The sequence below is a fragment of the Paenibacillus sp. 37 genome (assembly GCF_008386395.1).
Classification (GTDB): Bacteria; Bacillota; Bacilli; order Paenibacillales; family Paenibacillaceae; genus Paenibacillus; species Paenibacillus amylolyticus_B.
The window spans coordinates 1708140-1733987 of record NZ_CP043761.1 but is presented as its reverse complement, the minus strand read 5'-3'; the positions used below and the strand labels follow the sequence as shown (position 1 = coordinate 1733987).

Annotated in this window: 23 protein-coding genes and 1 pseudogene; 10 read left to right on the top strand and 14 right to left on the bottom strand. The window is 48.3% G+C overall.

Translation table 11 applies throughout. The features are described 5' to 3' along the window. Window positions 1-178 precede the first annotated feature (178 nt). The 7 genes from F0220_RS07710 to F0220_RS07685 all read right to left on the bottom strand — a co-directional run bounded on the left by F0220_RS07710 (window position 179) and on the right by F0220_RS07685 (window position 10969). Window positions 179-1303, bottom strand: a complete 1125-nt coding sequence (locus F0220_RS07710; RefSeq protein ID WP_149846440.1) for a GntR family transcriptional regulator — start codon at window positions 1301-1303, stop codon at window positions 179-181. A 189-nt stretch (window positions 1304-1492) separates the two neighbouring features. Further along, entirely contained in the window at window positions 1493-1624 is a 132-nt protein-coding gene (locus F0220_RS33210) for a hypothetical protein (RefSeq protein ID WP_256975070.1), read from the bottom strand. A 360-nt stretch (window positions 1625-1984) separates the two neighbouring features. Beyond that, the gene (locus F0220_RS07705) at window positions 1985-4027 is read right to left on the bottom strand and encodes a B12-binding domain-containing radical SAM protein (protein WP_149846439.1); all 2043 of its coding nucleotides are present in this window, start codon (window positions 4025-4027) and stop codon (window positions 1985-1987) included. Window positions 4028-4659: 632 nt separating this feature from the next. Continuing rightward, window positions 4660-6540, bottom strand: a complete 1881-nt coding sequence (gene recQ / locus F0220_RS07700) for a DNA helicase RecQ (protein WP_149846438.1) — start codon at window positions 6538-6540, stop codon at window positions 4660-4662. 520 nt (window positions 6541-7060) lie between these two features. Beyond that, complete coding sequence (locus F0220_RS32810; protein WP_223199883.1) at window positions 7061-7186, bottom strand: Rpn family recombination-promoting nuclease/putative transposase; 126 nt, start codon at window positions 7184-7186, stop codon at window positions 7061-7063. Beyond that, on the bottom strand, window positions 7183-9156 hold the full coding sequence (locus tag F0220_RS07690; protein ID WP_149846437.1) for an ABC transporter ATP-binding protein: 1974 nt from the start codon (window positions 9154-9156) through the stop codon (window positions 7183-7185). Before F0220_RS07690 ends, F0220_RS32810 begins: the two co-directional genes overlap by 4 nt. Continuing rightward, a complete protein-coding gene (locus F0220_RS07685) occupies window positions 9149-10969 on the bottom strand; it encodes an ABC transporter ATP-binding protein (protein WP_188310531.1) in 1821 nt (606 codons plus the stop codon). Before F0220_RS07685 ends, F0220_RS07690 begins: the two co-directional genes overlap by 8 nt. 114 nt (window positions 10970-11083) lie before the next feature. On the opposite strand from F0220_RS07685, the gene F0220_RS07680 reads away from it, so the two are divergent. Then, on the top strand, window positions 11084-11977 hold the full coding sequence (locus tag F0220_RS07680; protein ID WP_149846435.1) for an AraC family transcriptional regulator: 894 nt from the start codon (window positions 11084-11086) through the stop codon (window positions 11975-11977). Window positions 11978-12001: 24 nt separating this feature from the next. Beyond that, on the top strand, window positions 12002-12526 hold the full coding sequence (locus F0220_RS07675) for a DUF5412 family protein (protein WP_091015171.1): 525 nt from the start codon (window positions 12002-12004) through the stop codon (window positions 12524-12526). Between the two features lie 245 nt (window positions 12527-12771). Here the strand turns inward: F0220_RS07675 and F0220_RS07670 are convergent, their stop codons facing one another. The 6 genes from F0220_RS07670 to F0220_RS07650 all read right to left on the bottom strand — a co-directional run bounded on the left by F0220_RS07670 (window position 12772) and on the right by F0220_RS07650 (window position 18451). After that, a complete protein-coding gene (locus F0220_RS07670) occupies window positions 12772-13902 on the bottom strand; it encodes a glycosyltransferase family 2 protein (protein ID WP_149846434.1) in 1131 nt (376 codons plus the stop codon). A gap of 77 nt (window positions 13903-13979) precedes the next feature. Then, on the bottom strand, window positions 13980-14108 hold the full coding sequence (locus F0220_RS33205; RefSeq protein WP_262928149.1) for a hypothetical protein: 129 nt from the start codon (window positions 14106-14108) through the stop codon (window positions 13980-13982). A 322-nt stretch (window positions 14109-14430) separates the two neighbouring features. Then, window positions 14431-15177 (bottom strand): class I SAM-dependent methyltransferase, encoded by a 747-nt coding sequence (locus F0220_RS07665; protein ID WP_149846433.1) that lies wholly within the window; start codon window positions 15175-15177, stop codon window positions 14431-14433. Further along, window positions 15164-16690, bottom strand: a complete 1527-nt coding sequence (locus tag F0220_RS07660; RefSeq protein ID WP_223199882.1) for a nucleotide sugar dehydrogenase — start codon at window positions 16688-16690, stop codon at window positions 15164-15166. The genes F0220_RS07665 and F0220_RS07660 overlap by 14 nt, the downstream gene beginning before the upstream one ends. Before the next feature lie 63 nt (window positions 16691-16753). Then, window positions 16754-17743, bottom strand: coding sequence for a polysaccharide biosynthesis protein (locus F0220_RS07655; protein WP_149846432.1), 990 nt, complete (start codon window positions 17741-17743; stop codon window positions 16754-16756). 18 nt (window positions 17744-17761) lie between these two features. Beyond that, the gene (locus F0220_RS07650; RefSeq protein ID WP_149846431.1) at window positions 17762-18451 is read right to left on the bottom strand and encodes a glycosyltransferase; all 690 of its coding nucleotides are present in this window, start codon (window positions 18449-18451) and stop codon (window positions 17762-17764) included. A 311-nt stretch (window positions 18452-18762) separates the two neighbouring features. Here F0220_RS07650 and F0220_RS07645 point away from each other — a divergent pair, with 311 nt between their 5' ends. Further along, a complete protein-coding gene (locus tag F0220_RS07645) occupies window positions 18763-19473 on the top strand; it encodes a GT-D fold domain-containing glycosyltransferase (RefSeq protein ID WP_149846430.1) in 711 nt (236 codons plus the stop codon). 216 nt (window positions 19474-19689) lie between these two features. Here F0220_RS07645 and F0220_RS07640 read toward each other — a convergent pair whose 3' ends face one another. After that, window positions 19690-20097, bottom strand: coding sequence for a hypothetical protein (locus tag F0220_RS07640; protein ID WP_091015180.1), 408 nt, complete (start codon window positions 20095-20097; stop codon window positions 19690-19692). Window positions 20098-20286: 189 nt separating this feature from the next. On the opposite strand from F0220_RS07640, the gene F0220_RS07635 reads away from it, so the two are divergent. The 7 genes and pseudogenes from F0220_RS07635 (at window position 20287) to F0220_RS07610 (ending at window position 25787) form a co-directional block, all read left to right on the top strand. Beyond that, window positions 20287-21435 carry an RluA family pseudouridine synthase gene (locus F0220_RS07635; protein ID WP_149846429.1) on the top strand — a complete coding sequence of 383 codons (1149 nt, stop codon included), beginning with the start codon at window positions 20287-20289 and terminating at the stop codon, window positions 21433-21435. Window positions 21436-21507: 72 nt separating this feature from the next. Beyond that, window positions 21508-22086, top strand: a complete 579-nt coding sequence (locus tag F0220_RS07630; RefSeq protein WP_036669296.1) for an SLOG family protein — start codon at window positions 21508-21510, stop codon at window positions 22084-22086. A 157-nt stretch (window positions 22087-22243) separates the two neighbouring features. Beyond that, entirely contained in the window at window positions 22244-23059 is an 816-nt protein-coding gene (gene speD / locus F0220_RS07625; RefSeq protein WP_036610662.1) for an adenosylmethionine decarboxylase, read from the top strand. A gap of 185 nt (window positions 23060-23244) precedes the next feature. Then, window positions 23245-23655, top strand: coding sequence for a flagellar basal body rod protein FlgB (gene flgB, locus F0220_RS07620; protein ID WP_036610664.1), 411 nt, complete (start codon window positions 23245-23247; stop codon window positions 23653-23655). Between the two features lie 149 nt (window positions 23656-23804). Further along, window positions 23805-24293, top strand: a pseudogene (locus F0220_RS32415) (GNAT family N-acetyltransferase); the annotation flags it as partial. 210 nt (window positions 24294-24503) lie between these two features. Further along, window positions 24504-24905, top strand: a complete 402-nt coding sequence (locus F0220_RS07615) for an NUDIX domain-containing protein (RefSeq protein ID WP_411157709.1) — start codon at window positions 24504-24506, stop codon at window positions 24903-24905. Window positions 24906-24923: 18 nt separating this feature from the next. Beyond that, window positions 24924-25787, top strand: coding sequence for a helix-turn-helix transcriptional regulator (locus tag F0220_RS07610; protein ID WP_149846428.1), 864 nt, complete (start codon window positions 24924-24926; stop codon window positions 25785-25787). Window positions 25788-25848 lie beyond the last annotated feature (61 nt).

Here is a 25848-nt window from a genome sequence, read left to right as displayed (position 1 = left end):
TGATGTATGGCTATAATTTAGATATAGAATTCGACGTTTCAAGGTTGGTTAATCTCCGGTCAGGAAGGTCTCTGCTTCGAAGTTTATATGTCTGATATCAAAAAAAGTGCCGATAAGCCCCTCAGGACTTCTCGACACTTTGAACAACTGCTTTGGTTTAGCTGCACTTGTATAAACCCTACCCGTTATTTTTCACGACCATACGATGTTTAATAATGTTCAGCTCGGGAACTGCTGTTCCATGCAATTGAGAGATTAACATATCCACTGCCAATTCACCCATCTGCTTCTCATCCTGTTTAATATGAGTGAAGATGGGTTGACCCAGGTGATCGTTCAGGGAGTCGAAACAAACGATCTCGTATTCCTCCAGAGATTTCCCCATCGAGTGGATGACTTGAGCCAGCATGGTAGCTATTAGAAATTCCGATGCGACAAACGCCTTTACATCAGGGTGTTGTTTCAAAAAATGCTTTACTGTTTCTTTATCACTTTCAATCGCTGTTCCATTTATGTTCTTGGGAAGGGTGCCCTTCAAGTTCGTCAATACATAGTTTTTGTTCAAATTCATTCCTTCCTGGGTGAAGGCAAACGTATATCCGAGCAGCCTTTCCTCCAATGTTGAAGTGTTCTCTTCCGGCGGAGATAAAAAGGCAATTTTTTTATGACCTTTGCTAATCAGATGACGCGTAAGATCCATGGCTGCTTTCTTATTGTCTGTGTAAACCGAACAAACCGGAATTCCTTTTAGATATCTATCGGCCAAAACAATTGGAAACCGATCTAATACAAGTCGGAGCAGTTCAGAATTATAGTGTTGACCATGAATGGGGGTCACGATTAATCCTTTGATGCCTAAACCAATAAATAAGTCAATCGCACGTTTTTCCTCATCCCGATCCCCGCAAGTTCGCTTAATAACGAGTTGATAATTATGCTCAGCACTCCGCTTTTCCATCGATCTAAGAAGTTCCAGGCCAAACTCGTCAGAAAAATTCGGTATAATAAACCCGATCACCCGCTTATCGTCCTCAGGAACCAAAGTTGTTCTTACCTCTGAATAATGCTTCGGTTCTTGTCCTCCAATGATACCATCGGCTACATATGAACCTTTTCCTTGTATTCGTTTAATCACCCCAGAATCTGCCAATTTCTCCAGAGCCTTTTTAGATGTAATACGACTGACGCCAAATTGTTCAGCCAACTCTTTTTCAGAAGAGACCCGGTCACCTTCGTTTAAGCGACCTTCTTTAATCTCTTGTACAATATAGCTATATATCTGCTCATATAAATGCAATTCCACAAAACCACCCTGACATCATAATATTAATATACTAAGTATATTACACAAGAAGTAATTCGCAAAGTTACTGGGTGGGATTGTGGTATTCCTTGAAGAAGGTCGAGTGCCTCCTAGAGGCTTGATGATTGTACAGGCGTCAATACAGAAGGTTATCGTGGAATTCTAGGTTTAGCTTCGCTGAATGGATCTCTAAATTCGTCTACCCGATATCTGACGAATGTGTTGAATATGTACAGCGTTATAGGGAATATGGACATGTAGTGAGTCAGCTGAACCTTTAGGTACAGTGATTGTCTCTTCGGTTCTGGTCTTATCATTCATACGAAACACTCCTTTGACTGAATTCGACATGTGATTCTATGTAACTGGCAAACAAAAAAAGAAGATCATTCTTCATCCCGTTTGGGAATCAGATGACCTTCCGATGGTTTCGGAAATATGATGTTGAAAAGGTAAAGCGGGAGCGCGGCATATGCAACGGCAAGCCGCGTAAGGGTGAGGTGCTGCGCCCGATGGGTGCAAGCACCTTATGAGGATGCACCACGTTCATTGACGCGGTGCTCATCAATGCAGGCATCACCCGTGATGCCTGCCAATAAAGTGCCACGACCCCAAAGCCGTGGCACCTCTCCCTTCTGCATCATGCCAGTTGGCCATGTAGCTTGTGGAAGGCCGCTGCACCTACATGGCAGCGGCTTCTTCTCCCAGCGGCAGCGTGTAATACTGCGCCTGCTGCCCTTCATGCTGCTGGTACACTACGACCAGCAGCGTCCGGCCTTTCGCGGCAAGCGGGCTGGCGCCAGCTAGCACACGCTCAAGCCGGAACGGAAGCACATCCAGTACGGTGTGCTTCTGCAGTTCCTTTTCGCCGAGACCAAGGTCGGCGAAAGCACGGGCACCCATGACCGTCTGTGCGGTCATGGCCGAGGTCATCGGCAACGCACGCGAAGCGTTGCCGTCTTCCCCGTCCGCCGCTCCATCCGCGGCGGACCCTGTTGCGTCGCCCGAAGTGAGCGACGCTTCACCCCCGGCTTCGCTGCCGATTACACCCGCCGCATCTGCGGCAGAGTTCTCCCCGGCAGCAGCCGAACTTGCCACAGCGGCACTCGGACCCGTGCCGCTGCTTTCCAGCCATGCCGTGCCAGCGGCACCGGCAACACGTGGCAGACGAACGTCTTCCGGACGTTCAGCCAACGTTTTCATATAACCCGCCCACTGATCTTTCTGGAGCGGATCTTCCCACCAGATTTTGCGTGGTTTGTATTTGTGGCCAAGGAAATAATCCAGCTTCATCAGGCCGAGCACGACATCCATATGCGGCGTATTCCGCGACTCCAGGAAGCTGTGCAGACGAGTAAACAGATCCTCCAGTTGGTGACCAATCTTCTGCCAGCCCTGACCCTCCCAGTAATCCCCAAACGCCTGGAAGAAATCAAACGGCGAATTGAACTCCTGCTCCATCAGATATTTCAGCGTGTAGTCCATCCGGTGTGCGTTCCAGTATTTCTCCAGCACATCTTCCAGCCGCTTCAAGCGCACAATGTCGCTGAACGGCAGCACGTCACTACCCAAAATCTCATACGGCGCGTGATCCATATACGTATAGTTGTATTTTTCCGCATCCAGACGCAGACCCGTACCACGCAACATTTTAAGGAATCCGAGCTGAAGCTCTTCCGGCCCCAAGGCAAACACATCGTTAAACGTTTTGCGGAACGTATTGTAATCTTCCTCCGGCAATCCGGCGATGAGATCCAGATGCTGGTCGATTTTGCCGCTGGCTTTAACTTTGTTTACCGTGCGGCTTAGCTTCGTAAAGTTCTGGCGACGTTTCACCAGTTCATTTGTCGGATCATTCGTGGATTGAACCCCGATCTCGAACCGGAATGTGCCAGGCGGCGCATTCTCTGCCAGATAATCCAGTACCTCGGGACGCATAATGTCCGCCGTAATTTCAAACTGGAACACCGTCCCCTGATGATTCTCAATCAGGAATTTGAACATTTCGAGCGCATAATCCCGCTTGATGTTGAACGTCCGATCCACAAACTTGATCAGCTTCGCACCCTTCTCAATCAGGTACAGAATGTCCGACTTCGTCCGCTCAATATCGTAATACCGCACGCCGACCTCAATACTGGACAGACAGAACTGACAACTAAACGGACAGCCCCGGCTGGTCTCAAAATAAACCACACGCTTCCCGAGGTCGGGAATATCCTCTTCAAATCGGTGCGGTGACGGCAGATCGTTCAGATCCGCTTTCGGCCGACCTGGCATGAGAATGACCTCTTCCCCTTTGCGATACGCCAGTCCATACACGAAGTGGAACTTCTTACTTCCTTCCAGCTCCGTCAACAGCTGATGCAGCGTCTCTTCCCCTTCACCCATCACGATGAAATCCACATTGGGAATCCGGTTCATCCAATATTCCGTGTCGTAGGACACCTCCGGCCCGCCCAGCAAAATTTTCACGCCAGGCATAACCTTTTTCAGATTATCAATGACCTTAATCGTCTCTTCAATGTTCCAGATGTAACACGAGAAACCAATCACGTCCGCGCCGCGCTGGTATAGATCAGACACAATGTTCATGACTGGATCTTTGATCGTATACTCCGCCAGGTCAATATCAAAATCCTTCTCACTGTACGCCTTCAGACAACGCAAGGCCAAGGAGGTATGGATGTACTTTGCATTTAATGTAGAAAGAATAACCTTCATGGTTCACAACCTTTGCCTGGACATCCAGACCATATTTTTTTGGTAAAAGTAAAGCTGCACAGCCATCCTGCCCCGGATGCTGTTCATGCAAACCTCTTTTGAACTAGCCATTCCATGTCTCATGGACATTTTCTACTTTTGTCTTTCAAAGAGTGGACACTCTTTTCAAAAAGACATATACACCCCGCCAAACCAAAAACACAACATACAGTGCGCAACCAACTAAATAAAACTACATATTGTATATGCTACTTTCAGACATCCCTAACGCCAATGTCCACCCTTTGAAAGACAATTCACCTTAATTTGTCCACAATACAGAGACACAAAAATCAACTTCACCCTGTAAAGACCTCGTTCACATTCCATCCACAATAGATATCCACATTTTACTGCATTGAGCCTTTAAGCTTTAGCCTCGAACCTCTACCGAACGCTTCCCCCGTATCATGGACAAACCATCGACTTGCATGAAGCATATCTATCAACTTTTTGATCAATTAAGCTTTACGTGTCATGAACTTCAAAGACTTGAAATGGCGAATGTAAAAAAAATTCTTACTACATCCCAACTAGCCAAGCTCGCTCACATTCATCTCACACTCACTCATACTTACTTATACCTTCGCATACTACTCAAACTCGTAAAATGCATCATCATCCGTATCCACTTCTTCGCCCGATTGCTTCTGGAAAAACTCCAGGAACGGCAGTCCGTACTTGCGATACTTGACCTCACCGACCCCTTTGATATCCAGCATGTCACGTTCCGTCTGTGGACATACCACACTCATCTCGCGAAGGGTCGCGTCATTGAAGATAATGTACGACGGCACATGCTCTTTCGCCGCCAGATCACGACGGATCAGACGAAGTTGTTCAAATACCGTCTCGTTAACCGCAGATGGCATCGCATCGCGTCCACGACGTCCACCATAGTTTGTACCCGAAGCCGCCGCAACTGTCTTGCGGACAACACGCTGCATCACCTCACGTTGACCCTTCAGCACTTCCACCGCAAGTGGTTGCAGACGTACAACTGGATACTGCCCCTCGGACAGCATCAGATATCCTTCCGATACCATCACGTTGATGATCTCTGATATCTCGCGCTCTGTCCGATTTCCCATCACACCATAGGTTGGCAGGGAATTGAAGCCGTAATCGAGCACCTTTTTGGCACGGGAGCCTTTGAGCACCGAAGCGACCAGCGATACACCATACCGTTCACGCATGCGGTGAATGCAGCTGAATATTTTCTGTGCATCAATCGTCATGTCTACCAGCTCACGGTCGTCCGTACAGGAACTGCAAATACCGCAAGGCGTGTCGTCATGCACCTCACCGAAATAATCCAGCTGCGCACTGCGCAGACAACGCGTCGTGTAACAGTAATCCACCATCTGTTGCAGCTTGCGGTAATCGTTCTGTTTGCGGTCGCCCTCCATCGGATTCTGCTCAATCAGGAACTTCTGGGTGATAATGTCCTGTGCCCCGAATAGCAGAATACACTGACTGGGCTCTCCGTCCCGTCCCGCACGCCCCGCTTCCTGTACGTATGCCTCCATATTCTTCGGCATACTGTTATGAATCACGTAACGCACGTTCGATTTATCAATCCCCATCCCGAACGCATTCGTTGCCACCATCACTCGGATATCATCGTACAAAAAAGCTTCCTGGCTCTGGGACCGTTCATCGTCCGTCATGCCAGCATGGTAGCGTCCAGCGGGCAATCCCGCCTGCAACAAACGCTGATGCAGATCATCCACGTCCTTACGGGTCGCGGCATACACAATCCCAGGCTCGCTGGCATGCTCGCGCGCATAATTCAGGACAAAGTCCTTCTTGCTCTCGCCGCGCAGCACGCTAAACGCCAGATTATCCCGCCCAAGTCCGGTCACATACGTCTGCGGGTCCTGCAAACGCAGCAGCCGCAGAATATCACCCATGACCTCGGGCGTCGCTGTTGCCGTGAAGGCCGCAACCACCGGCCGCTCCGGCAAACTGTCCACAAACGACGCTACCGCCAGGTAGCTTGTCCGAAAATCATGTCCCCACTGTGACACACAGTGGGCCTCATCCACAGCAACGCACGAGATCGGCAAATAGCCCATCTCCTCGCGGAACCAATCCAGCTCCAGTCGCTCAGGCGCGACATAGAGCAACTTCAGCTCACCGCGCTGCGCCGCGCGGATGCGATCATTCACTTCTTTGCCGCTAAGTGTACTATTAATATACGCGGCAGCAATTCCGGCGGTCGTCAACGCATCGACCTGGTCCTTCATCAATGAGATCAACGGGGAGACAACAAGCGTCAGACCCGAATATAACAGGGCGGGGATCTGATAACAGATCGACTTACCGCCCCCGGTTGGCATAATGCCGAGCGTATCTTCACGTTCGAGCAGGCTGGCTACGATCTTTTTCTGTCCCTCACGAAAGTCGGGGTAGCCATAATATTTTTGCAGGAGACCCTGCGCTTCTTCAATAGTTGGTGTTTGCACACTCATGTAAAGACTCCTTACTTATCACCGGTGTTCTTCCACCAGCTTGGTCCGATCCGATTCTGACATCCGAAAGCGGCTCATGTACCGCATCCTTGACAACAAAATGGCGTTCTCATGACTTGTCCGTCAAGCAAACGCCGCTCCCTTTAGTTTAACGGCCCAGCCCCGAATGAGCAACCGCGTTTTACTGTAAAACGATCTTTTGCAAATGTGTGACAGTGGTGTATAACCTGAATGATAGGAAAGATCGCAAGTAAATTAGATGTAATTGAACATTCTAGGACTCTAGGACAAATTAAAAACAATCGCATGCCTTTTTAGGGACAAGACGATTGTTTGAATTAAAGTACACTTGCTAATCTTTTAGCGCCTCAACTTCAGACACAGTTAGACCACTTGTTTTGGCAATAACTGAAACTTCAATCCCGAATGAGAGCATGTTTTTTGCAATTTCAATCGCCTTCCTTTTTTCCCCTTCTACTAATCCCTTTTCTATTCCTTGAGCTATCCCCTTTTCCGTAGCCTACTCAATCATGGAAGCTTCATCATGCAAATACTTCTGCCGTTCTTCATACAAACGACGCGCCTCCCGATCCTGACTCAAGAACTCCAGCGTATCCATTACTTTCTTAACCCCAGATTCATTCATGTTGTATCACCGCCTCTTGCATTCATCCGATAATACAATCCTTTCCTCTGCATCAACTGTTCATGCGTTCCATCTTCGGCAATTCGGCCTTTCTCCATTACAAGGATACGAGAACACTGACGAGCGACCTCCATGCGATGTGTGACAAGCAACCCGATACTGCCTTTCATAAAGTTCAGCAAGTGATTCATCACCTTCTGTTCTGTCTGAATATCCAGTGATGACGTCGGTTCGTCCAGAATGTACAGATCGGATGACCTCATAAAAAGCCTGGCCAGCGACAGTCGCTGCTGTTGTCCTCCAGATATATTGGAGCCTTTCTCTTGCAACATGGCTGCGTATTGTCCTTCCTGTGCCTCAATGTATTCATGCAAACCTGCCTGCACTGCCGCAAGCTTCACTCTGTCCAATGTAACGTCTGAACTCAGACGGATATTGTCTTCGATCGTTCCTGTAAAAAAAGTTGGGGTCTGCGGCATATACGTCAGTCTGGATTGCTTATCCATTTCATTATCCATCTCTATATACTCTGCAACATGTTGATCACCCAGCAATGCGCTTCCGTTTGTTGGCTCGATCAGCCCTGCACACACTTGGCATAATGTAGATTTGCCTGCCCCGCTGGGGCCAACTACCGCAACCAATTCACCAGGAACCAGACTAAGCGAAATCTGATCCAGAATTTTTCGACCACTGTCTTCGTCGGTTACCGTAACCTGTTGTAGACGTAGCATAGCCACTTCGTTCTTTTCATGTGCCCCTTTTGGTGTACTCCCCTGATCTTGGTCATACATTCCCTGTGCAAGCTTCACGTCCTTAGTATTGGATGAGTCTGTCTTCTTGTGATCCCCTAACTTAAACCATGCAGAGATACGTCCAAATGCACCCACGCTGGCTTGCATCTGACTCCACTGGCTTGACAAGCCGAGTACCGGCCACACCACCAATTCAAACAACAGACTACTTGCAACAACCATGCCCGGAGACAGAGTTCCCCTAGCCGCTGACAGAGCAATAAGAAACAACGCTGCCAATTGAGCCAGACCAAACACCGCCATCGCCACGTTATCCGACATACTCAGGGTCATCTGCAACTTGGCCTGAACACGATTCAATGATTGTTGCTGTGTTCGAAAACGAGTGAGAAACCACGGTGAAGCATCATACATCTGAATCACCGGTATCCCTTCAACATACTGCTGGATCTGTTCTTGGGACTCGCCTTCCCTGGATTCGACCTCATCGGACAGATGTACAATCCGCTGATCATACAACCTCGCCGTGAACCAGATTGCCCCTGCACTTACCAAGGCGATAACCGCAACCCATGCATCTGCTCTGTACAAGTATCCCAGCGATAGAGCAATGATGAATACAACCGTAACACCCTCTGCAATAGCCTCCACAACTTCTGCACCATGCTTGGTGTCTTCCTTGATGCGAAGCATCACATCCCCGGACTTCTGTCTGCGCACCCAAGAATAAGGCATCCGGTTTAACAGTTTCAACAGATCCATGGACATATCCCGTTGCATCGATTCCTTGAGCCATACCAGCACATACCGATGCATCGCGAGCAATACGATAAACCCTGCCAGAATGGCGATAAAGATCAACGCTGTAGCGTTTAACTGCTCCTGTCCCCCATCATGAATAGCATCCACGAAGAATCCCTGTACAAAGGCAAGTCCCCAATCAAAGACTGCATCTGCTGCGATAAAAATGAGCAAGATCGCTACAGCTAATCCATAAGGCTTCATCCAGCGATAAATAACGGGCCATACCGTTGCCAGTGATACAGCTTGTTTTGGGTCATCTGGAACATCACTTTCGTTTATCTGATGATGAGCTTCATTTTCGATATTTTCTATTTCATTATTTTCATTTATCTCATATGCTCCACTTTTCTCATGACTGCTTTTCATTTCAACGTCATCGGCATATGCTGCATCTTCGATCTTGTTACTCATGCTGTTCCTCCACTTCCGTATCCTGTTCCGCAATATAACTTCGATATCCGTTTGCACGATCCAGCAATTCACGATGAGTCCCTGTATCTTCGACGCGTCCCTTCTGAATATAGATGACCTGGTCCGCCCGTTCTATCAGCGATAATCGATGAGTAACTGCAATAACCGTTGTGCCTTTGTCAGCAGTAATTCTCGCAAAGAGATCATTCAATCGTTGCTCATGCCACGGGTCTTGAGATGACGTCGGTTCATCCAACAATAGAATATCCGGATTCCTCAGCAGCGCTCTGGCTAGACTGATACGCTGAAGCTCACCACCTGACATCGTCCCGCCTTGCGGCTGAAGCTCTGTCCCATAGCCAAGTGATTGACGCATAATCGCGTCATGTGCATGCGTCATGTGGGCCGCAACCTCTACCTGATCGGCAGATATCCCCTCTTGTCCAAAAACAATATTCTCTTCCACTGTGCCTGTGAAAATAAAAGCTTGTTGCGGAACATAAACCTGATTGACATGTGTTGTCTGAACTTCGTTCACACCATTCAGTGAATTCTTCTGATTCATGACCTGGATCGAACCAGTAACAGGTCTATCTAAACCGGCTATTAATTTCAATAACGTCGTCTTCCCACATCCGCTTGGCCCAGTGATTACAGTAAGCTTTCCTTTCTTGGCTTCAAAAGTAATATCCGTTAACACTTCTTCTTGCTCTGCATACTTATAAGACACATGCTGTGCGTTGATGCCAGCCAGTTTAGATTGTTTTTCAAGCTGCCCCAAATGCGTATCGGATCGTACATATGATTTTGTACTGGTATTAGCAACCGTGTTCTTTTTCTCCAAATCCAACACCTCAAAGATTCTGGACGCATGAGAAGCCGAACCAATAAAATCATTCCACAGCCCAGATAACGATTCAATCGGACGAGTTAATTGACTGCTTGCTACCAGAAAAGCAGCCAGTCCTCCTACATCCATATGTCCATTCAGGACCTGCATGCCGCCTAGATAGAGAATCAGAATCATGCCACCATACGTCGAGACCCGTCCGGCTGCTTCCGAAAGTCGTTGTAACACAGATACGGACATCGTATATTTGAACACCTGATCCATTCGCTCTTTAAAATGATGGTGTACATAACCCGCGAGTCCGTAACTTCGGATCTCAACCGGGGCTTGGATGATTTCAGTTAGCATCTCATCTCTTGACGCTGCGCTGGCATTTAACTGATCATGCTGTCGCTGCAGACGTTTACCCAATCCTACTGTTACAAGAGGATAGATTAACGTGAATGCAATGATAGCCAATGACAACGGCAAGTTCACCCAGCTGAAGTAAGCAAAGGCAAGAATCAGCTGAATGATATTTTTTACGAGTTCAATGCCATGTTGGTTGATCCCCTTCTGTGCTTCCTTGGCTGAAGTCCAGACCCTAGAGGTTAAGTCACCCGTATGATAATGTGCCAGATCGCGTGTCTCTGTGTTGCCTAGAGATGAGAACAGTAGAGACTGCATAGACAATAATGTCTTTTGCTGGAATAACGTCTCGACCCTCGTCATGAATGCGGTTACAATCAATCGCAATACTACAATGCTAACGCCTATGATCAAACCTGAGTAGAGTAACGAAAACTGTGCTTCGGTAGCACCTTTGACCAGTCTTCGGATCGATTCCAAATAACCGACCTCAATCAGGGAGACCATACATGCGGCGAATAGTAACAGAATGATGAACACACGGTACTTGCCCGTTAATGTCCATAATCGAGTTATCATGCCTAACGTTGTATACGTTCTTTTGTCAGCTAACATGGATGGTTTCTCCAATCTTGTCATTAAATTATGTACTTGGTTATGATATCATCGGTGATAAGGAAAAAATGAACATTTATTGCTGTAAGTACTATTCGAAGTAGGGAGATTGATATGCAACATGATTTGCTAGACACACTTGATAAGCTATTCGACTACATAGAAGACCATATTCAAGACAAATTAACACTGGATCATCTGGCATCCGTGACTCATATATCCAAGTTCCACCTGCATCGTATGTTCAAACATGTGAGTGGGCAATTGCCTGGAGAATACATTCGTTCACGCAAATTGGCGCGCAGCCTGGAGCAATTGGTGAATTTGAATTGGAAGATTATCGATATCAGTGGACATTACGCTTTTGAACATGAACAATCCTACATACGTGCTTTCAAACAAACCTTTGGGATCACCCCCTTGCAATATCGCAAACAGGGAGCTGGAGACCTTGAATTCACAGCCCGTCTGACTTCGTCCATGATCACGATGCTTCCGTACGGATATATTTTCACACCAACGTATGTAAGAAAACCGGCTATGAAACTCATCGGACAGCGTTCCCATATTCGGTATGCAGATAACGAAGAGCATTATGAAGCCAATTCAGCAGGCAACGATTTTTTTGAAAAACACTTTCATTCGATTCCTAACGTGCTGCAACCCAACGTATATATCGGATTTACCAATGAAATTAACGAGGATTACAGTACATATCAGCCGTCTGTAGAAGTAACCAGTCTGGATCATATTCCTGAAGAACTGGACGGAATTGAGGTCCCGGCCAACCAGTATGCCGTATTCAAATTCGTCTGTGATTTCCATCCAAGTCTGATCAACATTGATCATCTGGACAGTGTCTGGACATTTATTGATGAATATTGGCAGAGCCATTCAGGGTACGAGAAGAGTGACTCATACTACTTTGAACGAATTGATGGCAGTCTGGCTCAGGACCACTACGGAGAAATGGACATTTATATCCCTGCAAAGCAAATTTCACTGTAAGCTGCAAATGGAGGTCCAATGCTTATGGATCAAAATACTCAAGCTAATTCAAGTTCATCCCATACAGATTCTCGCAAACCTTGGATACGTACACACCCGTTTTTCACCATATTTACATTATTGATTCTTGTGCTGTTCGTTGCCTTATTCCTGTATTTCTGGCTCCGCCCATACTTCTCCACATTTGACCGTTCCGAACTGGGGGAATTGAGTTATTCCATTCCTTCAAGGAATGGTGAGTATACTGCCGAGATTTATGGTGTGCCCTATGGTGGTGCGGCAGGCGGCGTTACAATCTGGGTCGATGTGAAGAAGACAAATGTACCTGAGGATGCCACAGTACAAACGATCTATCGTGCCGAGCACCACGGAAATAACCATCTTGAATGGGAAAATGAAAACACACTCCGGATTGAAAACTGGAATGAATACACGGATGAGACCATTACCCTCAATATCGATGACGAAATATATGATGGATGGGGCTGGGCGTGCAAAAGCTTACGGATGAAAGACCAGTATGTGCGATGCTGGGCACCTGAAAAGTAAAGCAACTTAGCAGCTAAAATGACGGCCCCGAGCACTCAAGGTCTCATCTTGTGACGCGTAATACTCACTGCAACGTACATCAAAAGTTCTACGCTGTGTAAGCCTTGTGAAAATTTCACCAAATGCTACTTCATTACACCATGGCAAGAAATACACGCGGCATGAGAAACGTAACAAGCCCCACTCACCGACTCTTTCGGTTAAGCGGGGCTGCTCTTGTTCATTATCTGTCCCAGTTCGTCTCCCTACTTACGCGGTGACACTTCACCACGTTCTTCCCGCTCCTTCATCTCTTTGCGTACCACAACTTCGAGCTTCTGCCGATTGGCAAGCAATCCGGGATCGTTTGGCAAGTACTCACGGGCTCTGGTGTTATGCATCAATGCCTGCTCCCAGTTGCCCAGATGGGCATAACAAAGGGATAAACGAGCATGTGGCAGCCAGGTGCGGCAAGCCATAGGCACCGGGCGCAGACCCGGATCGCGGCTGCTCACGTCCACCGCCTGCATATACCAGTAGATCGCCGAGACGGGTTCCTGCCGCTCATGGAAACAAGCCGCAATGGCGCAGCAGAAGTCGGCATGCGGCAGATCATACTGGAACGACTGCAGCAGTGCGCCGAGCTTACGGCCCGGCTCACCCAGTCGTTCATAACATTCCGCCAGCCGCGCGCAGGCAATTAGGCAGTCCTCGCGGTAACCGCTTGGCTGTTCCAGCAGCTTCGCGTACCCGCGTGCCGCCGCCGCATAACGCTGGCGGTCATAACATTCGCCTGCATAATAGAACAGCAGGCGACCTTGGGCTACGCCCTCTTCGGCGATCCATTTGCGCAAAATGCGCACGTTTCGCGCCGAATGATGTCCCGCTTCGCGGCGATGCGTGACGGCAATGTCTGCCGTAATGACCTCGCCCTGCGGGAAGCTGAGCTGCTCGTGCAGCCGGCCATGCCAGCGGCACCCGGCATCCCGCTTGACCAGGCGAAGGCGTCGGTCCGTCACAAGTGGACTCCCCTCCGCTCCCTCGGCCAGCGTGTAGTTCAAGATCACAGCTTCCGTCTTCCCCCCGGACGGAAGCTGCTGCTTCAACACCTCCAGCTTCGCCCGTTCCGCGGGCAGCAGCACATCATCCGCATCAAGCCACAGGATGTACTCCTGCGTGGCCTTGGCGAATGACTCATTCCGCGCTGCGGCAAAGTCTTCCTTCCATTCATACGTGTAGACATGGTCGGTATACTGCGCAGCGATGTCCATCGTACGATCTGATGAACCGGTATCCACAATGACGATCTCGTCCGCGATGCCGGCAACCGAATCCAGACAGTGCGCCAGCGTGCGTTCCTCGTTCTTCACAATCATGCACAGACTGATGGTGATCACGTTTTGAGCCCCTTCCTGTCGTACGCGTATTGCAAAATGTCATAACGGGTCTGTTCTTCATTGGCTAGGTACGGGTACTAAGCCACCCCAATATCCTCTTCAAACTTGCGAGGAACTTGTAATCCAAGATTATCCGCACTACCACTACAAGCGGTTGCTTTCACACGCTCATTCTTCCAAATCTCAATGTCCAATAAAGAATTCATTTCATCTTCGCCTTGGCTAACGAACTGAGGTGACGCTATTTGGTGTATTTCAGCTACTTGGAAAATGTAACGAATCTGAGACCCTCTATTCTTGCATTTCAGGGAACTATTCGTCGTTTATCAAAGCTTTCAGATGAAATAGCACCGCTGAGATTCGTCACATTTCTCATCTCTTCTAAATCATCAAAATAAGGCGTGTGAGATTCGTTAGAATATAGAATAGCTCTAGCTCTGCCGTCACACTAAACAACAGGGAGGAATAAAAGATGCTCTTGTGGCCCTAACCCTCGCCTTGCCGCTGTCTCTGTCCCTACCTTCACTGCTACCCTTCTCCACTCTCCTGACGACGAAGTCGTTTCACCTGCTCCACCGCACTGTCCAGAGCCTTCTTGCGCTGTTTCATTGCGCGTAGATGCTGTTGCTCCACCTCGGCAAAATATGCATGATCCAGCTCCATCCACTCCATCAGTTGATCTAACGTTGGCGACATATGCAGCTGTGTTCTCCGCCGTCTGCGGGCCACGCAACATAGATATTTATGATGAACTTCCAGTTTCAAGACTTCGAAATATGGCATTAGACACATCGCCAGATTTCCTGCATAGAAGGTCTGCTTGTGATCATAGAACGGATGATATCCATATGGCACGGTTACAACCAGCGTCCCCTCTTCTTGCAACAGCCGATGAATCTGGATCAGTAAAGTCTCTGGATGAGCAAAATGTTCCAGCACTTCTCCAAGCAGTACCGTGTCAAAAGTCGTTCTGACTTTCCATTGCGTAATATCCAGCATTCTAAAATCTACATTGTTCCGAACTGGCCTAGACTCTTTGGCAAGCTCTTCTTGTGCATACCTAATGCTCTCTTCCTCCAGATCAATGCCAGTGACACGAAATCCTTCACGTGCCAGCAGAATTGAGGTAATCCCCTGACTGCACCCGACATCCAGAATGCGTTTGCCTGTGGCCTCACGGCACATCCAGTGGATACGCGTTCTCGTCGCTTCATGAGAATCTTCCGAATTAATCTCGCCATAATAGCGCTCACTCACTCGATCATGATTTGCCATGGGCATCTCCCTGATCCTTGTCGAGGCCGATGGCAACTTCATGGTGAGCTGCAGTATCCTCGACTGCCGTTTCTTTTTGTCCTACCCGTGCTACACTCTCCTGTTGCTCGCGAACTCCCTTCACCTTAGGCCGTATAGGCTGGCCCAGCACCACAATATTTCCCCCGTGGCAGTCGGCCGTTGCGTTACGTGTATCGAAGATCAGCTTCGCATGATCTGCCATCTCCTGATAATTGAATCCCGAATGATCCGTTGTGATGATCACCAAGTCAGCCCATGCCCACAATTCCGGCACCGCCGGACTAGCGTGCAGCACTGTCCCATCATCCTTGCGGAAAACAGGCACCATTGGATCGGTGAAAACCACATCTGCACCCGCTGCGCTCAGCAGCCGGAAGACATCCAATGCTGGCGATTCACGCAGGTCATCAATATCTTTTTTGTAAGCCATACCCGCCAGTACAACACGTGCTCCTCGCACAGTTACACCATTCTGCTCCAGCAACTCCGAGGCACGCTTCACCACTCTCTCTGGCATTTGCCGATTGGTTATATCCGCCAGCTGGATGAACCGCAGTTCCGATCCCTGACGGTTCGCAGCCCAGGACAGATAGATCGGATCGATTGGGATACAGTGTCCGCCGATGCCGGGACCGGGATAGAATGGCATGTAACCAAACGGCTTGGTCGCCGCCGCACCCAATACCTCCCAGATGTTTACCCCCATCTGTTCACAGGCCGGAGTCAGCTCATTTACAAGTGCAATGTTGACACTGCGAAACGTATTTTCGAACAGCTTTGCCGTCTCTGCTACCGTCGTCGAACTGACCGGAACAACTTCGTTGAGGATCGAGCCGTAGAACTGTTTACCATAATCCAGACAGGCAGGAGTAGAGCCGCCAATGATCTTTGGTGTATTTTTCACACCATAATGCACACTGCCCGGATCTACCCGCTCGGGAGAATAGCAAACGTAGAACTGTTCTCCCGCCCGCCAGCCGTTTGCCGCTTCTATCGGATGTTTCACGCGCTCTTCCGTCGTGCCCGGATAAGTCGTGCTTTCCAATATAACAAGACTGCCCTCCTGCAAATACGGAGTCATGCCATCCACCGCCGCCGCAATATACGAGATGTCCGGTTGGTGCTCGGCAGTCAGCGGAGTGGGCACACAGATTACAATGACATTCGCCTCTGCCACCGCTGCATAATCCGTACTGGCCGTGAACAAACCTGCCTTCATGAGAGACTGCAGGACTGTATCATCTATACCGATGACATACGATTGTCCCGCACTCAGCTTGGCTACCTTGGAGGTATCGATATCGATCCCGTGAACCTGATATCCTGCCTGGGCCATCTCGATGGCCATGGGCAAACCTACATAACCGAGACCGATGACAACAGCTTTCAAGGAGCGGTCATGAATAGGTTGTATTGGGGTCGGTGGCTGTAATTCTTCATTTCCTTCGTGCTGCTCATGGTGATGATTCTCTTCCATTCCTTCCAACTCCAAATGCTCCGCCTCCCTTCGCTGGGCGTGTCTGAAAACTCCGAAAAAGCCGTTTTGAGACACACCCTAATCGATATAACCGCCTGCACGCAAAAACCGGGCAATCGCTGATTTGTTCATCATGGCACTGTCCGAACGATACTCGGAGAAGTTCACACGAGGCAGGCTGCTGTAATGTTCCGTCAGTCCCTTGTCCTGGTGCTCCGGCAGGATCACATAATACTGCGCATCGTATTGACGAGTGCGCGGTGCTTCAAAGGGCGAGATCAGCACTTCATGCAATTTCTCCCCCGGACGAATTCCCGTCACCTTATAATCGAAGGATGGGCGACCTGCCTGTTCCAACATGACGGATGCAAGTTCCGTCATCTTGCAAGCTTTCATTTTCATCACAAACGTCTCTCCGCCCACGGCTGCCTCAGCGGCCTTAAGCAGTAAATGTATAGCTTCGGTTCGTGTCAGGAAAAAGCGGGTCATGCCTTTGTCTGTAATGGTCAGGCTCTTGCCTTCATCGATCTGACGACGGAACAAGGGCACAACACTTCCGCTGGTTCCAAGCACATTACCGCCGCGGATGCAGACAAACCGGGTCCCTTCACTCAGCCAATTGGCACGGATCATCATTTTTTCACCCAAAGCCTTTGTCATGCCATATACGTTAATCGGATCTACCGCCTTATCCGTGGACACATCAATAACTTTGGGAATCTGCATACGGATCGCAGCCCGAATAATGTTCTGTGTGCCGATCACATTGGTCTTGAACGCCTCATCCGGCTGGTCCTCGCAGACCGGAACATGCTTCAGCGCAGCCAAATGGAAAAGCACATCCACGCCCCTGCATACATCTTCCACTGCCCGATAATCCCGGATATCTCCAATGATGAATCGCAGACGCGGGTCATGGTTGAACTCACGCTGCATCGCAATCTGGGCGTATTCATTGCGTGACAGAAGGCGAATCTCAGCCGGGTCCTGCTCCAGCAGCACCTCGGTCAGCTTTTGACCCCAGGAGCCTGTTCCTCCGGTGATCAGAATCGTTTGTCCTTTAATCATGGATGAATCCCTCCCTGATCAGATCATGAATTCGCGTAATACCTGTGCCATCTCATCCCGGCTTAATCGGTCCTTGGGCGGTACTTTTTTCACTGAAGTATTGTTTGAATGTACGATATTGACATAATTGCGCGGAGCAAGAAGTTCATGCGGCAAGTCAATGACATTGCCATGTGTACCTCTGCCCGGAAGCTTGACCCGGTATCCGGATGCGTACTCCGCTGTTTTATACAGGTAGACATAGAATTGCGGAGAACGATGAAACGCTGGTGCCATCTCGTTGTTCACGCTATCCCAGAGATAACCGTTCTGATTAATCAGTGCTACCGTCTGCGGCTGTGGCTGAATATCGTAGAGTTGTTGGACAAAGGTTCTATGGTACAGATCATCCGAATCCAGACGGGCAATATAGATATCCTCTGCGCCTTCAGCAAAAGCCAAAATGGCACGCACACTTTCAATATTTGTTCCAAAACGGATATTGGGAGGGAGCGGCTCTTGACCTGCCAGAATCTCCTTCATCAAGTCCCCCGATTCCTTGGACAGCTTCACCACGGTCAGAAAATTCTGATTCGTCTGTGCCTTCAGGCAATGCAATGTGAACGTGCGGAAGATGCCCATCCGACGCTCCAGCCACTCCCGCGTTAATCGCTGCGGGTCCATCCCATAATTGTTGAAGTTAATCTCAATTACAACTTTCCTGGACATAACATTCCTCCTCATAGACACTGCAAGTTCCGTTTATCGGATGCAGACTGTTTTCATAGTTTCGATGCCGTCTTCCTACGAAAACCATCTTCTATCTATCTGATCACTTCCAAGCAACATCTCCTTTGGAATCCCGCACTCTATAACGTATGAAACGTTAGTAGAAGCGGTACCGACAGATGTACTAACTTTCCATATAAATAGATTCATATACGCCTGAAGATGGAGCCCTGCGGGTCGAACGTACATATCGTTGTTCCAGTCGCAACATAGAATAGAGCAGTTCTATTTTCAAAGGGGGCAATCGCTGAATGGATTCGATCTATCTTGAACTGGAAGGTGTGCTTGAGCAGCTTGAAGCGGCGCTTCGTGAACAGCGTCCGCTCTCGCTTGTGCGAGTCGGTGATGGCGAGAATATCGTCATGTCTCAAGAAACCGTGTGGACCACGGAACAGGTCCTTCAGGAGCGTTGGGCCAAGAAAGCCAATTTAGGACAAAAGGGATTGCGTCTTCCCAACCCGCAGCTCCGGGATGAAGTCGCTGCTTCCTTGAAACGGGCGGATATCGTCGGCGTTCTTCCTCGTGGTGACAGTACCATTAACGCGCCGGATTATCTCAAAAGACCTCTGACCGATATGGTGTTTGCACACTTTGGCATCTCTCCTCCGATGACTTGTCACGCCTGTGTTAATCGGGAACTGGCGCAGAACCCGCGTTTCTGGCAGATGCTTGCAGGCAAGCGTGTATTACTTGTTACTCGTGAGATTGAGGCACTGCGTGTCATGCTCGAACGTGAGCCGTATAATCTGAACATTGTGACTGCCCTGCCCTTTGACAGCTATGATCAAATGGATGAAACGCTGCATTGGATTCAGAATAATCAAACTATATTTGATGTCGCTCTCTTCTCCTGTGGCGTCAATGCGGTTATCCTTGCGGAGCGAACAGCTGCACTCGCATGTAAAGTTGCCATCGATTTTGGCAAAGCCAACAACATCATTCTGAAAGGCCGTGCCAACTGATCATGGACAGGTCCAAACTTTAGATTCGTGAGTTGTATTGAAACATGCAGATGCTTGTACGGCAAAAACCCCCGACTTCTTAAGCCGGGGGTTTCTTGCTGGCGCTAGTCGAGACCTATCGCTACATTGTCTTGCGTTTCTGGGGTATGAAGCGAACTCTGCCGTCAACGGAAGTGATGACGAAGCACTCTGCTTGTAATATTTCGCCTTTCACTACTAACCGGTGGCTGCAATACCGTATAACATCTCCGGCCCGGTTCTTACTGCTGTGGACACCCCCGAGATGAACGAAGTATACACACTTTCCAATGCTGGTGGTGCAGCTAGATCCTGAGCTGTGAACGAATGAAATTCGGCACCTCCGTTCTGTCCAATCGTACCTTCAGCACGGTAGATGATATAGAAAGGATCATATAAAAAACCCCGCACAAGCTCCACAACAAAGGTATCTCCCAGTTCTCCCGTAACACCTACTGTCCCGTTCAACGTAATAATGGGATTCACCACGCCCTGCGTCTGTAGACCAATGGTGCCAAAAGCGGTCGGAGATTCTGACAGTGACAAACCGGGCTGTCCTACGGTTGCCGAGTTCATCGAAGTTCTCATATCGAGAAACACACCCATGAGTAACACCTCCAATGCTATGGGATACCCTATCCTATGAATCTCACTACTCTTATGATTGGATGTATGCAGATTGCATGAACCTATTTTTATTTGTCGACTGTTAATGGTATATTGAACTGCATAACGAAAATGAACGGATCGTATGCACACAAGCGGTACAGGCTGTTCAGAAGGAGATTACTATTCATGAATAAACGCAAACGTCCAACAAGCAAGACATCGGCCTCGGCCAAGGGGAAATCTTATGCAGGTTCATCTTCAGTACGGTCCGGCAAGTCTAACTTCTCATCTGCAAAATCATCAGGTGCTTCCGCATCACGCAATACGGAGGAGAATAAGAAGCCATTAGCCGCGAAATCATCGGGTGCACCCAAGAAAGCTGGAGGCAACAAACCCAAAAATGCCAGCGCATCCAAACGACCAGGCAATTCCTATTATCGCAAGCAGGAACCACCACGCCAGTATAAAGTGACCGAACCGGATGAACTGTTGAACTTCCTGTTGCAGCATTTGAAATCAGGACGGAACGCAGTGAAGTCCATTCTGGGTCGTGGACAGGTGTCCGTGGATCAGAAGGTCGTAACCAAGTTTAATGAAGCGCTGACGCCAGGTCAGATTGTCTACATCCGAAAAGAAGGTGCAGTCGCCGCTCCGTCCTTGACAGGCATTAACATTTTGCATGAAGACGATGATATCATTGTGATCCGCAAGGAAGCCGGACTGTTGTCCATTGCCGCTGACAAGACGGATGACCTGACGGCTTATCGCCAACTGACAGAGCATGTGCGCCGCACCAATCCGCTCAACCGGATCTTTGTTGTCCATCGTCTCGATCGGGATACATCGGGTGTAATGATGTTTGCCAAAAGTGAAGAAGTACAACAGAAGCTGCAAAACAACTGGAAGGAAAATGTGCAGGACCGCGTATACGTTGCGCTTGTTGAAGGTTCAGTAGCCAAAGAAGAAGGCACCATCTCTTCCTGGCTGAAGGAAACCAAAACGCTGAAAATGTACTCCAGCTCTCGTCCAAATGATGGACAACATGCCATTACACATTACAAGCGTCTGAAGTCGAACCGTGAATTCTCCTTGCTGGAAGTGCGTCTGGAGACAGGGCGTAAAAATCAGATTCGTGTGCATATGGAAGATCTCGGACATCCGATTGCCGGTGACAGAAAATACGGCGCACGCACAAGAGACCTTGGCCGTCTCGGACTTCATGCACGTATACTCTCGTTTATCCATCCCACAACGGATGAGTTAATGTCATTCGAAACGGATATTCCAAAGCCATTCCTGTATCCGTTCCGTGCAGAAACTCCACCTGCGAAATAACTGCACCTCTAATGTGTGCATATATAGAAAATTCACTGATCCATTGATCACGCCTGAAAGGAGGAACGGACACTGAAAAATCTGTTGATTACCGGTTACCGGGCACATGAATTACAGATTTTTGGACAGAAGCATGAAGGTATTCCTTTTATCAAAAAGGCCATCTCTTCCCGCTTAACGCCTCTTGTCGAGGATGGTCTGGAATGGGTGCTGACGCCGGGACAATACGGTGTGGATCTGTGGGCCTGCGAAGTGGTAATTGATCTGAAGAAGACGTATCCGCATCTAAAGCTGTCAATTATTACTGCCTTTCAGAACCCGGAGGAACAATGGAAAGAAGACAAACAGGAGTATTACCGTTCCATCCTCTCGGGTGTGGACTATTACGGTGCGATTAGCAATCAACCTTATATCGGGCCGTGGCAGTTCACTGCACGGGATGACCTGTTGCTGCGTAAAAGCGACGGTCTTCTGCTCGTCTATGACGAAGATGCTGGAGAAGGCAGTCCCCGTTTTGTGAAGGAAAAAGCCGTGAAGAAACAGCAGAACGAGGACTATACAATCATCAGTGTCACTTCAGAGGATATTCAATCTGTAGCTGAGGATGAGCGCATGAACGATGTTATAGACTTTGACGATTCTTCATTCTGAAAAAATGTAGATTATCTGAAGTCCTTTCATGCATAGCCGTGATCAGAGGAGAATCGTATTTCGAATGACGTACATATGTTTTTTTTCGAGGCAGGTTGGGTATAAGTAGTATTATAACTGCGATGATATGTCGTATGGGATAAGGGGAACTGCAACCATGACAATTACGCCAGAGCAGCGCATTCAACTGCATGGATTTAACAACCTGACCAAGTCATTGAGCTTTAATATGTACGATATTTGTTATACCAAAACCAAAGACGAACGCGAAGCTTACATTGAATATATTGATGAACAGTATAACGCCGCCCGGTTGAGTAAAATTCTGAACAACGTCTCCGATATCATCGGAGCCCACGTGCTGAATGTTGCGCAGCAGGATTACGTGCCTCAAGGTGCGAGTGTGACGATGCTGGTCTCCGAAGGTCCAATCGTGGAGATCCCCGAGGAATCACTCGATGAATCTCCCGGCCCGTTGCCAGATAACGTCGTTATGCAGCTGGATAAAAGCCATATCACTGTGCACACCTATCCTGAGTTCCATCCTAGTGAAGGTATTAGTACTTTCCGTGCGGACATTGATGTCTCCACCTGCGGTGAGATCTCACCGCTTAAGGCGCTGAATTATCTGATCCACTCCTTTGATACGGACATTATGACGATGGATTACCGGGTGCGTGGTTTTACGCGGGATACGAGCGGACGCAAGCTGTTCATTGACCATGAGATCGGCTCGATACAGAATTATATTCCGGACGAGATCAAGAGCAGCTTCGATATGATTGACGTGAACGTCTATCAGGAGAATATTTTTCACACCAAGTGTAAACTGAGGGAATTTGATCTCGACAATTATCTGTTTGGGTACACCAAAGATAAGCTCAGCAAGAAGGAACAACAGGAGATTACGGAGTGGCTGAAGCTGGAGATGGACGAGATCTATTACGGCAAAAATATTAATCGTCCCTCTTAAAGAGGTTGTTCAACGCTGATCCCATAAGGGCAAGGTCTAAGACAAGATTTCATGAAGGCAGGGTTCTTCTTATCAGGGAACCTCCGGCATGTGCTTGTCTTTTTCTTTGTTATGTTGACAGTGTGCAACTTTATTTCTTATTATAGAAGTAACTGTATCAATCTACAGTGAAGGAGACTGAGCCCGTGATCGAAACGAATACGACAAGACGTAACGAATCACTGTTACAAGCACTGACTGCACAACACAATGCCATCACCAATAACATTGCCAATGCAGACACGCCCAACTACAAAAAGAAAACGGTAGAGTTTCAGGAAGAGCTTAGACGTATCGTTGAAAATGGCAAAACAGATCAGCTCGCCATGAAGCGGACTCATGACAAACACTTTCCTATCAGTGATCCCAATTCTTCCATCGTACAGTACCGAATTGTCGAGAACAACGAAACAGCCATGAACAATAACAACAATAACGTTGACATTGACAAGGAAATGGCGAATCTTTCGGAGAATCAGCTCATGTATAACTACATGGTCGATCGGGTCAGTGGACATTACAAAAAAATGAAGAATTTATTGAATGATCTGAAATAATGAATGTACAAGCAGCCCGAAACGGCTGCTTTTTTTTGTTGTTTTTCACCTGAATGTAGCTCGTTTGGTGCCATTTTTCGGTATCCTCTCCTGTTCGTAGTATAATGGGGAGAAACGATTGATTTCATATCGAACAAAAGAGGTGCAACATGACTCCACGTCATTTAAATGGTTTTCAAGGCTCCAAAGTCAGATTAGCGGCCCCATGCCCGGAAGATTGCATGCGTCTCTCCCGCTTCACAGACGATTATGAATATTTACGCAACATGGATACCGATATCGCGATCCCGTTAACGCCGGATGAGATAGGGTCCTCCTCTGTCCGCCGAGACAACGGATTTGAATTTGCATTACGTACACTGGAGGGTAACCGATTTATTGGATTCACAGCCCTCTACCGGATTGAATGGAACAATCGGTCTGCTCGTCTCGCCATTGGCATCGGTGAAGAAAATGATCGGGGTAAAGGATACGGAAGCGACGCTCTGGCTCTGATTCTTCGGTATGGCTTCCACGAATTGAACCTGAACCGGATTGCGCTGGAAGTCATCGAATACAATGAAGCGGCTAGACGTGCGTACCTAAAAGCTGGATTCCGGGAAGAGGGGCGCCAGCGTTCAGCAGTTTTGCGGGATGGCATGCATTACGACCTGATCTCGATGAGTATCCTTGCCGAGGAATGGTCGGCGCAGTCTGGGCTTCCATTGTCATTCCAATCTACTCGTACTCCTGAATCTGGGGAAAGGGTAGCGGGTGGTTTCTCACAGCGTAATGGGAACGAACAAGCTGCGCTGTCCCTGTCGGAATTAAGTTCAGATCCAAAAGGTGAATCTGAAATTTCACCTCGCATCGGCGTAGGTGCGGTCATCCTCAATGAACGGGGCGAAGTGCTTCTTGCCTGGCGGAATCGTCAGCCCGAGCAGCACACCTGGAGTATTCCCGGCGGGAAAGTCGATCCCTACGAAACACTGGAAACCGCCGTTATCCGTGAAATCAAGGAAGAAGTGAATCTGGATATTGCCATTGACAGTCTGCTTTGCACAGCGGAGACGATCCAGCCACAACAGAAGGAACATTGGATATCCGTGCTCTATTCCACCAAGGTGATTGGCGGCCATGCTCGTAATCTGGAAGAAGGCGGAGCCATTGGTGAGATCGGCTGGTTCCCATTGAATGATCTGCCTTCTCCACTCGCCTGCTTTGCCGTGCCTGGGCTGGAAGCTGTGAAGAAGTTATACAACCAGAATTAATCTTGGAGGTGCTTGCAAGTGTTGGAGATTCCTCTTCCTCGACCTGTACCCTTCATTCTGCATGAATCGAGTTCCCAATTCGATTGGAAAGGCAGCGGCTCGCTATCACTGAAAACATTCCGTAACGGAAAAACGCTCTATGAAGCGGGACGCGGTCACTTCGCAGTCACTAATGAGAACTATCTGCTTCTGAATGAGGGCCAGGAATATGGTCTTCACATTGATTCATCTACGCCAGTTGAATCCTTCTGTATCTTCTTCCCTCCCGGTTATGTGGAAGAGATCGGTCGGAATCTGATTACCAGTGATCTTCGGCTACTTGATGAGCCGTATCGTTATTTACCCTCAAGCAAGATGGAGTGGGTAGAACGTACATACGCGATGAATAATCGGCTTGGCGCAGCCCTGAATCAGTTGCATAATTTCTACAGTCAAGACATGCTGGATTCCTGGGCAATAGCGGAGCAGCTTCATCAGCTTGCTGTTCACATGCTGGATCTACACCGTAACGTTCAGCAAGAGATCAACGAACTGGATATGATCAGACGTTCAACCCGAGAAGAGTTGTATCGAAGAGTGTATATCGGGCATGAGTATATCTCCGCCTACTATGATCAGCCGTTAACGCTAGAACAGACAGCATCGGCTGCACAACTATCCGTGAATCATTTTCTACGCAATTATAAAAAGTTGTTTGGTACTTCACCCCATCGTTATCTGACTGAATGCAGACTATTGGCTGCGAAGCGGCTTTTGCTAGAATCGGACAGGTCTGTCACCAATATCTGTTATGATGTGGGCTTCGAAAGCCTCGGTTCGTTCAGTTCATTATTCACTAGACGCTTCCATAGCTCTCCTTCCCAGCTGCGGGCAAAAAGGTGATTATGAAGAAGAACCTCTGAAGAGGAACATCTATAATTACATTATCTCATCAGATGGAGGT

Excerpts from the sequence above, each read along its gene's own strand:
- F0220_RS33205 (WP_262928149.1), bottom strand. The coding sequence starts at position 14,108 with ATGAATTCTTTATTGGACATTGAGATTTGGAAGAATGAGCGTGTGAAA.
- F0220_RS32810 (WP_223199883.1), bottom strand. The coding sequence starts at position 7,186 with ATGAATGAATCTGGGGTTAAGAAAGTAATGGATACGCTGGAGTTCTTG.
- F0220_RS07655 (WP_149846432.1), bottom strand. The coding sequence starts at position 17,743 with ATGATTAAAGGACAAACGATTCTGATCACCGGAGGAACAGGCTCCTGG.
- F0220_RS07635 (WP_149846429.1), top strand. The coding sequence starts at position 20,287 with ATGAATAAACGCAAACGTCCAACAAGCAAGACATCGGCCTCGGCCAAG.
- F0220_RS07665 (WP_149846433.1), bottom strand. The coding sequence starts at position 15,177 with ATGGCAAATCATGATCGAGTGAGTGAGCGCTATTATGGCGAGATTAAT.
- recQ (WP_149846438.1), bottom strand. The coding sequence starts at position 6,540 with ATGAGTGTGCAAACACCAACTATTGAAGAAGCGCAGGGTCTCCTGCAA.
- F0220_RS07650 (WP_149846431.1), bottom strand. The coding sequence starts at position 18,451 with ATGTCCAGGAAAGTTGTAATTGAGATTAACTTCAACAATTATGGGATG.
- F0220_RS07705 (WP_149846439.1), bottom strand. The coding sequence starts at position 4,027 with ATGAAGGTTATTCTTTCTACATTAAATGCAAAGTACATCCATACCTCC.
- F0220_RS07685 (WP_188310531.1), bottom strand. The coding sequence starts at position 10,969 with ATGTTAGCTGACAAAAGAACGTATACAACGTTAGGCATGATAACTCGA.
- F0220_RS33210 (WP_256975070.1), bottom strand. The coding sequence starts at position 1,624 with ATGAATGATAAGACCAGAACCGAAGAGACAATCACTGTACCTAAAGGT.
- F0220_RS07690 (WP_149846437.1), bottom strand. The coding sequence starts at position 9,156 with ATGAGTAACAAGATCGAAGATGCAGCATATGCCGATGACGTTGAAATG.
- F0220_RS07645 (WP_149846430.1), top strand. The coding sequence starts at position 18,763 with ATGGATTCGATCTATCTTGAACTGGAAGGTGTGCTTGAGCAGCTTGAA.
- F0220_RS07680 (WP_149846435.1), top strand. The coding sequence starts at position 11,084 with ATGCAACATGATTTGCTAGACACACTTGATAAGCTATTCGACTACATA.
- F0220_RS07675 (WP_091015171.1), top strand. The coding sequence starts at position 12,002 with ATGGATCAAAATACTCAAGCTAATTCAAGTTCATCCCATACAGATTCT.
- speD (WP_036610662.1), top strand. The coding sequence starts at position 22,244 with ATGACAATTACGCCAGAGCAGCGCATTCAACTGCATGGATTTAACAAC.
- F0220_RS07640 (WP_091015180.1), bottom strand. The coding sequence starts at position 20,097 with ATGGGTGTGTTTCTCGATATGAGAACTTCGATGAACTCGGCAACCGTA.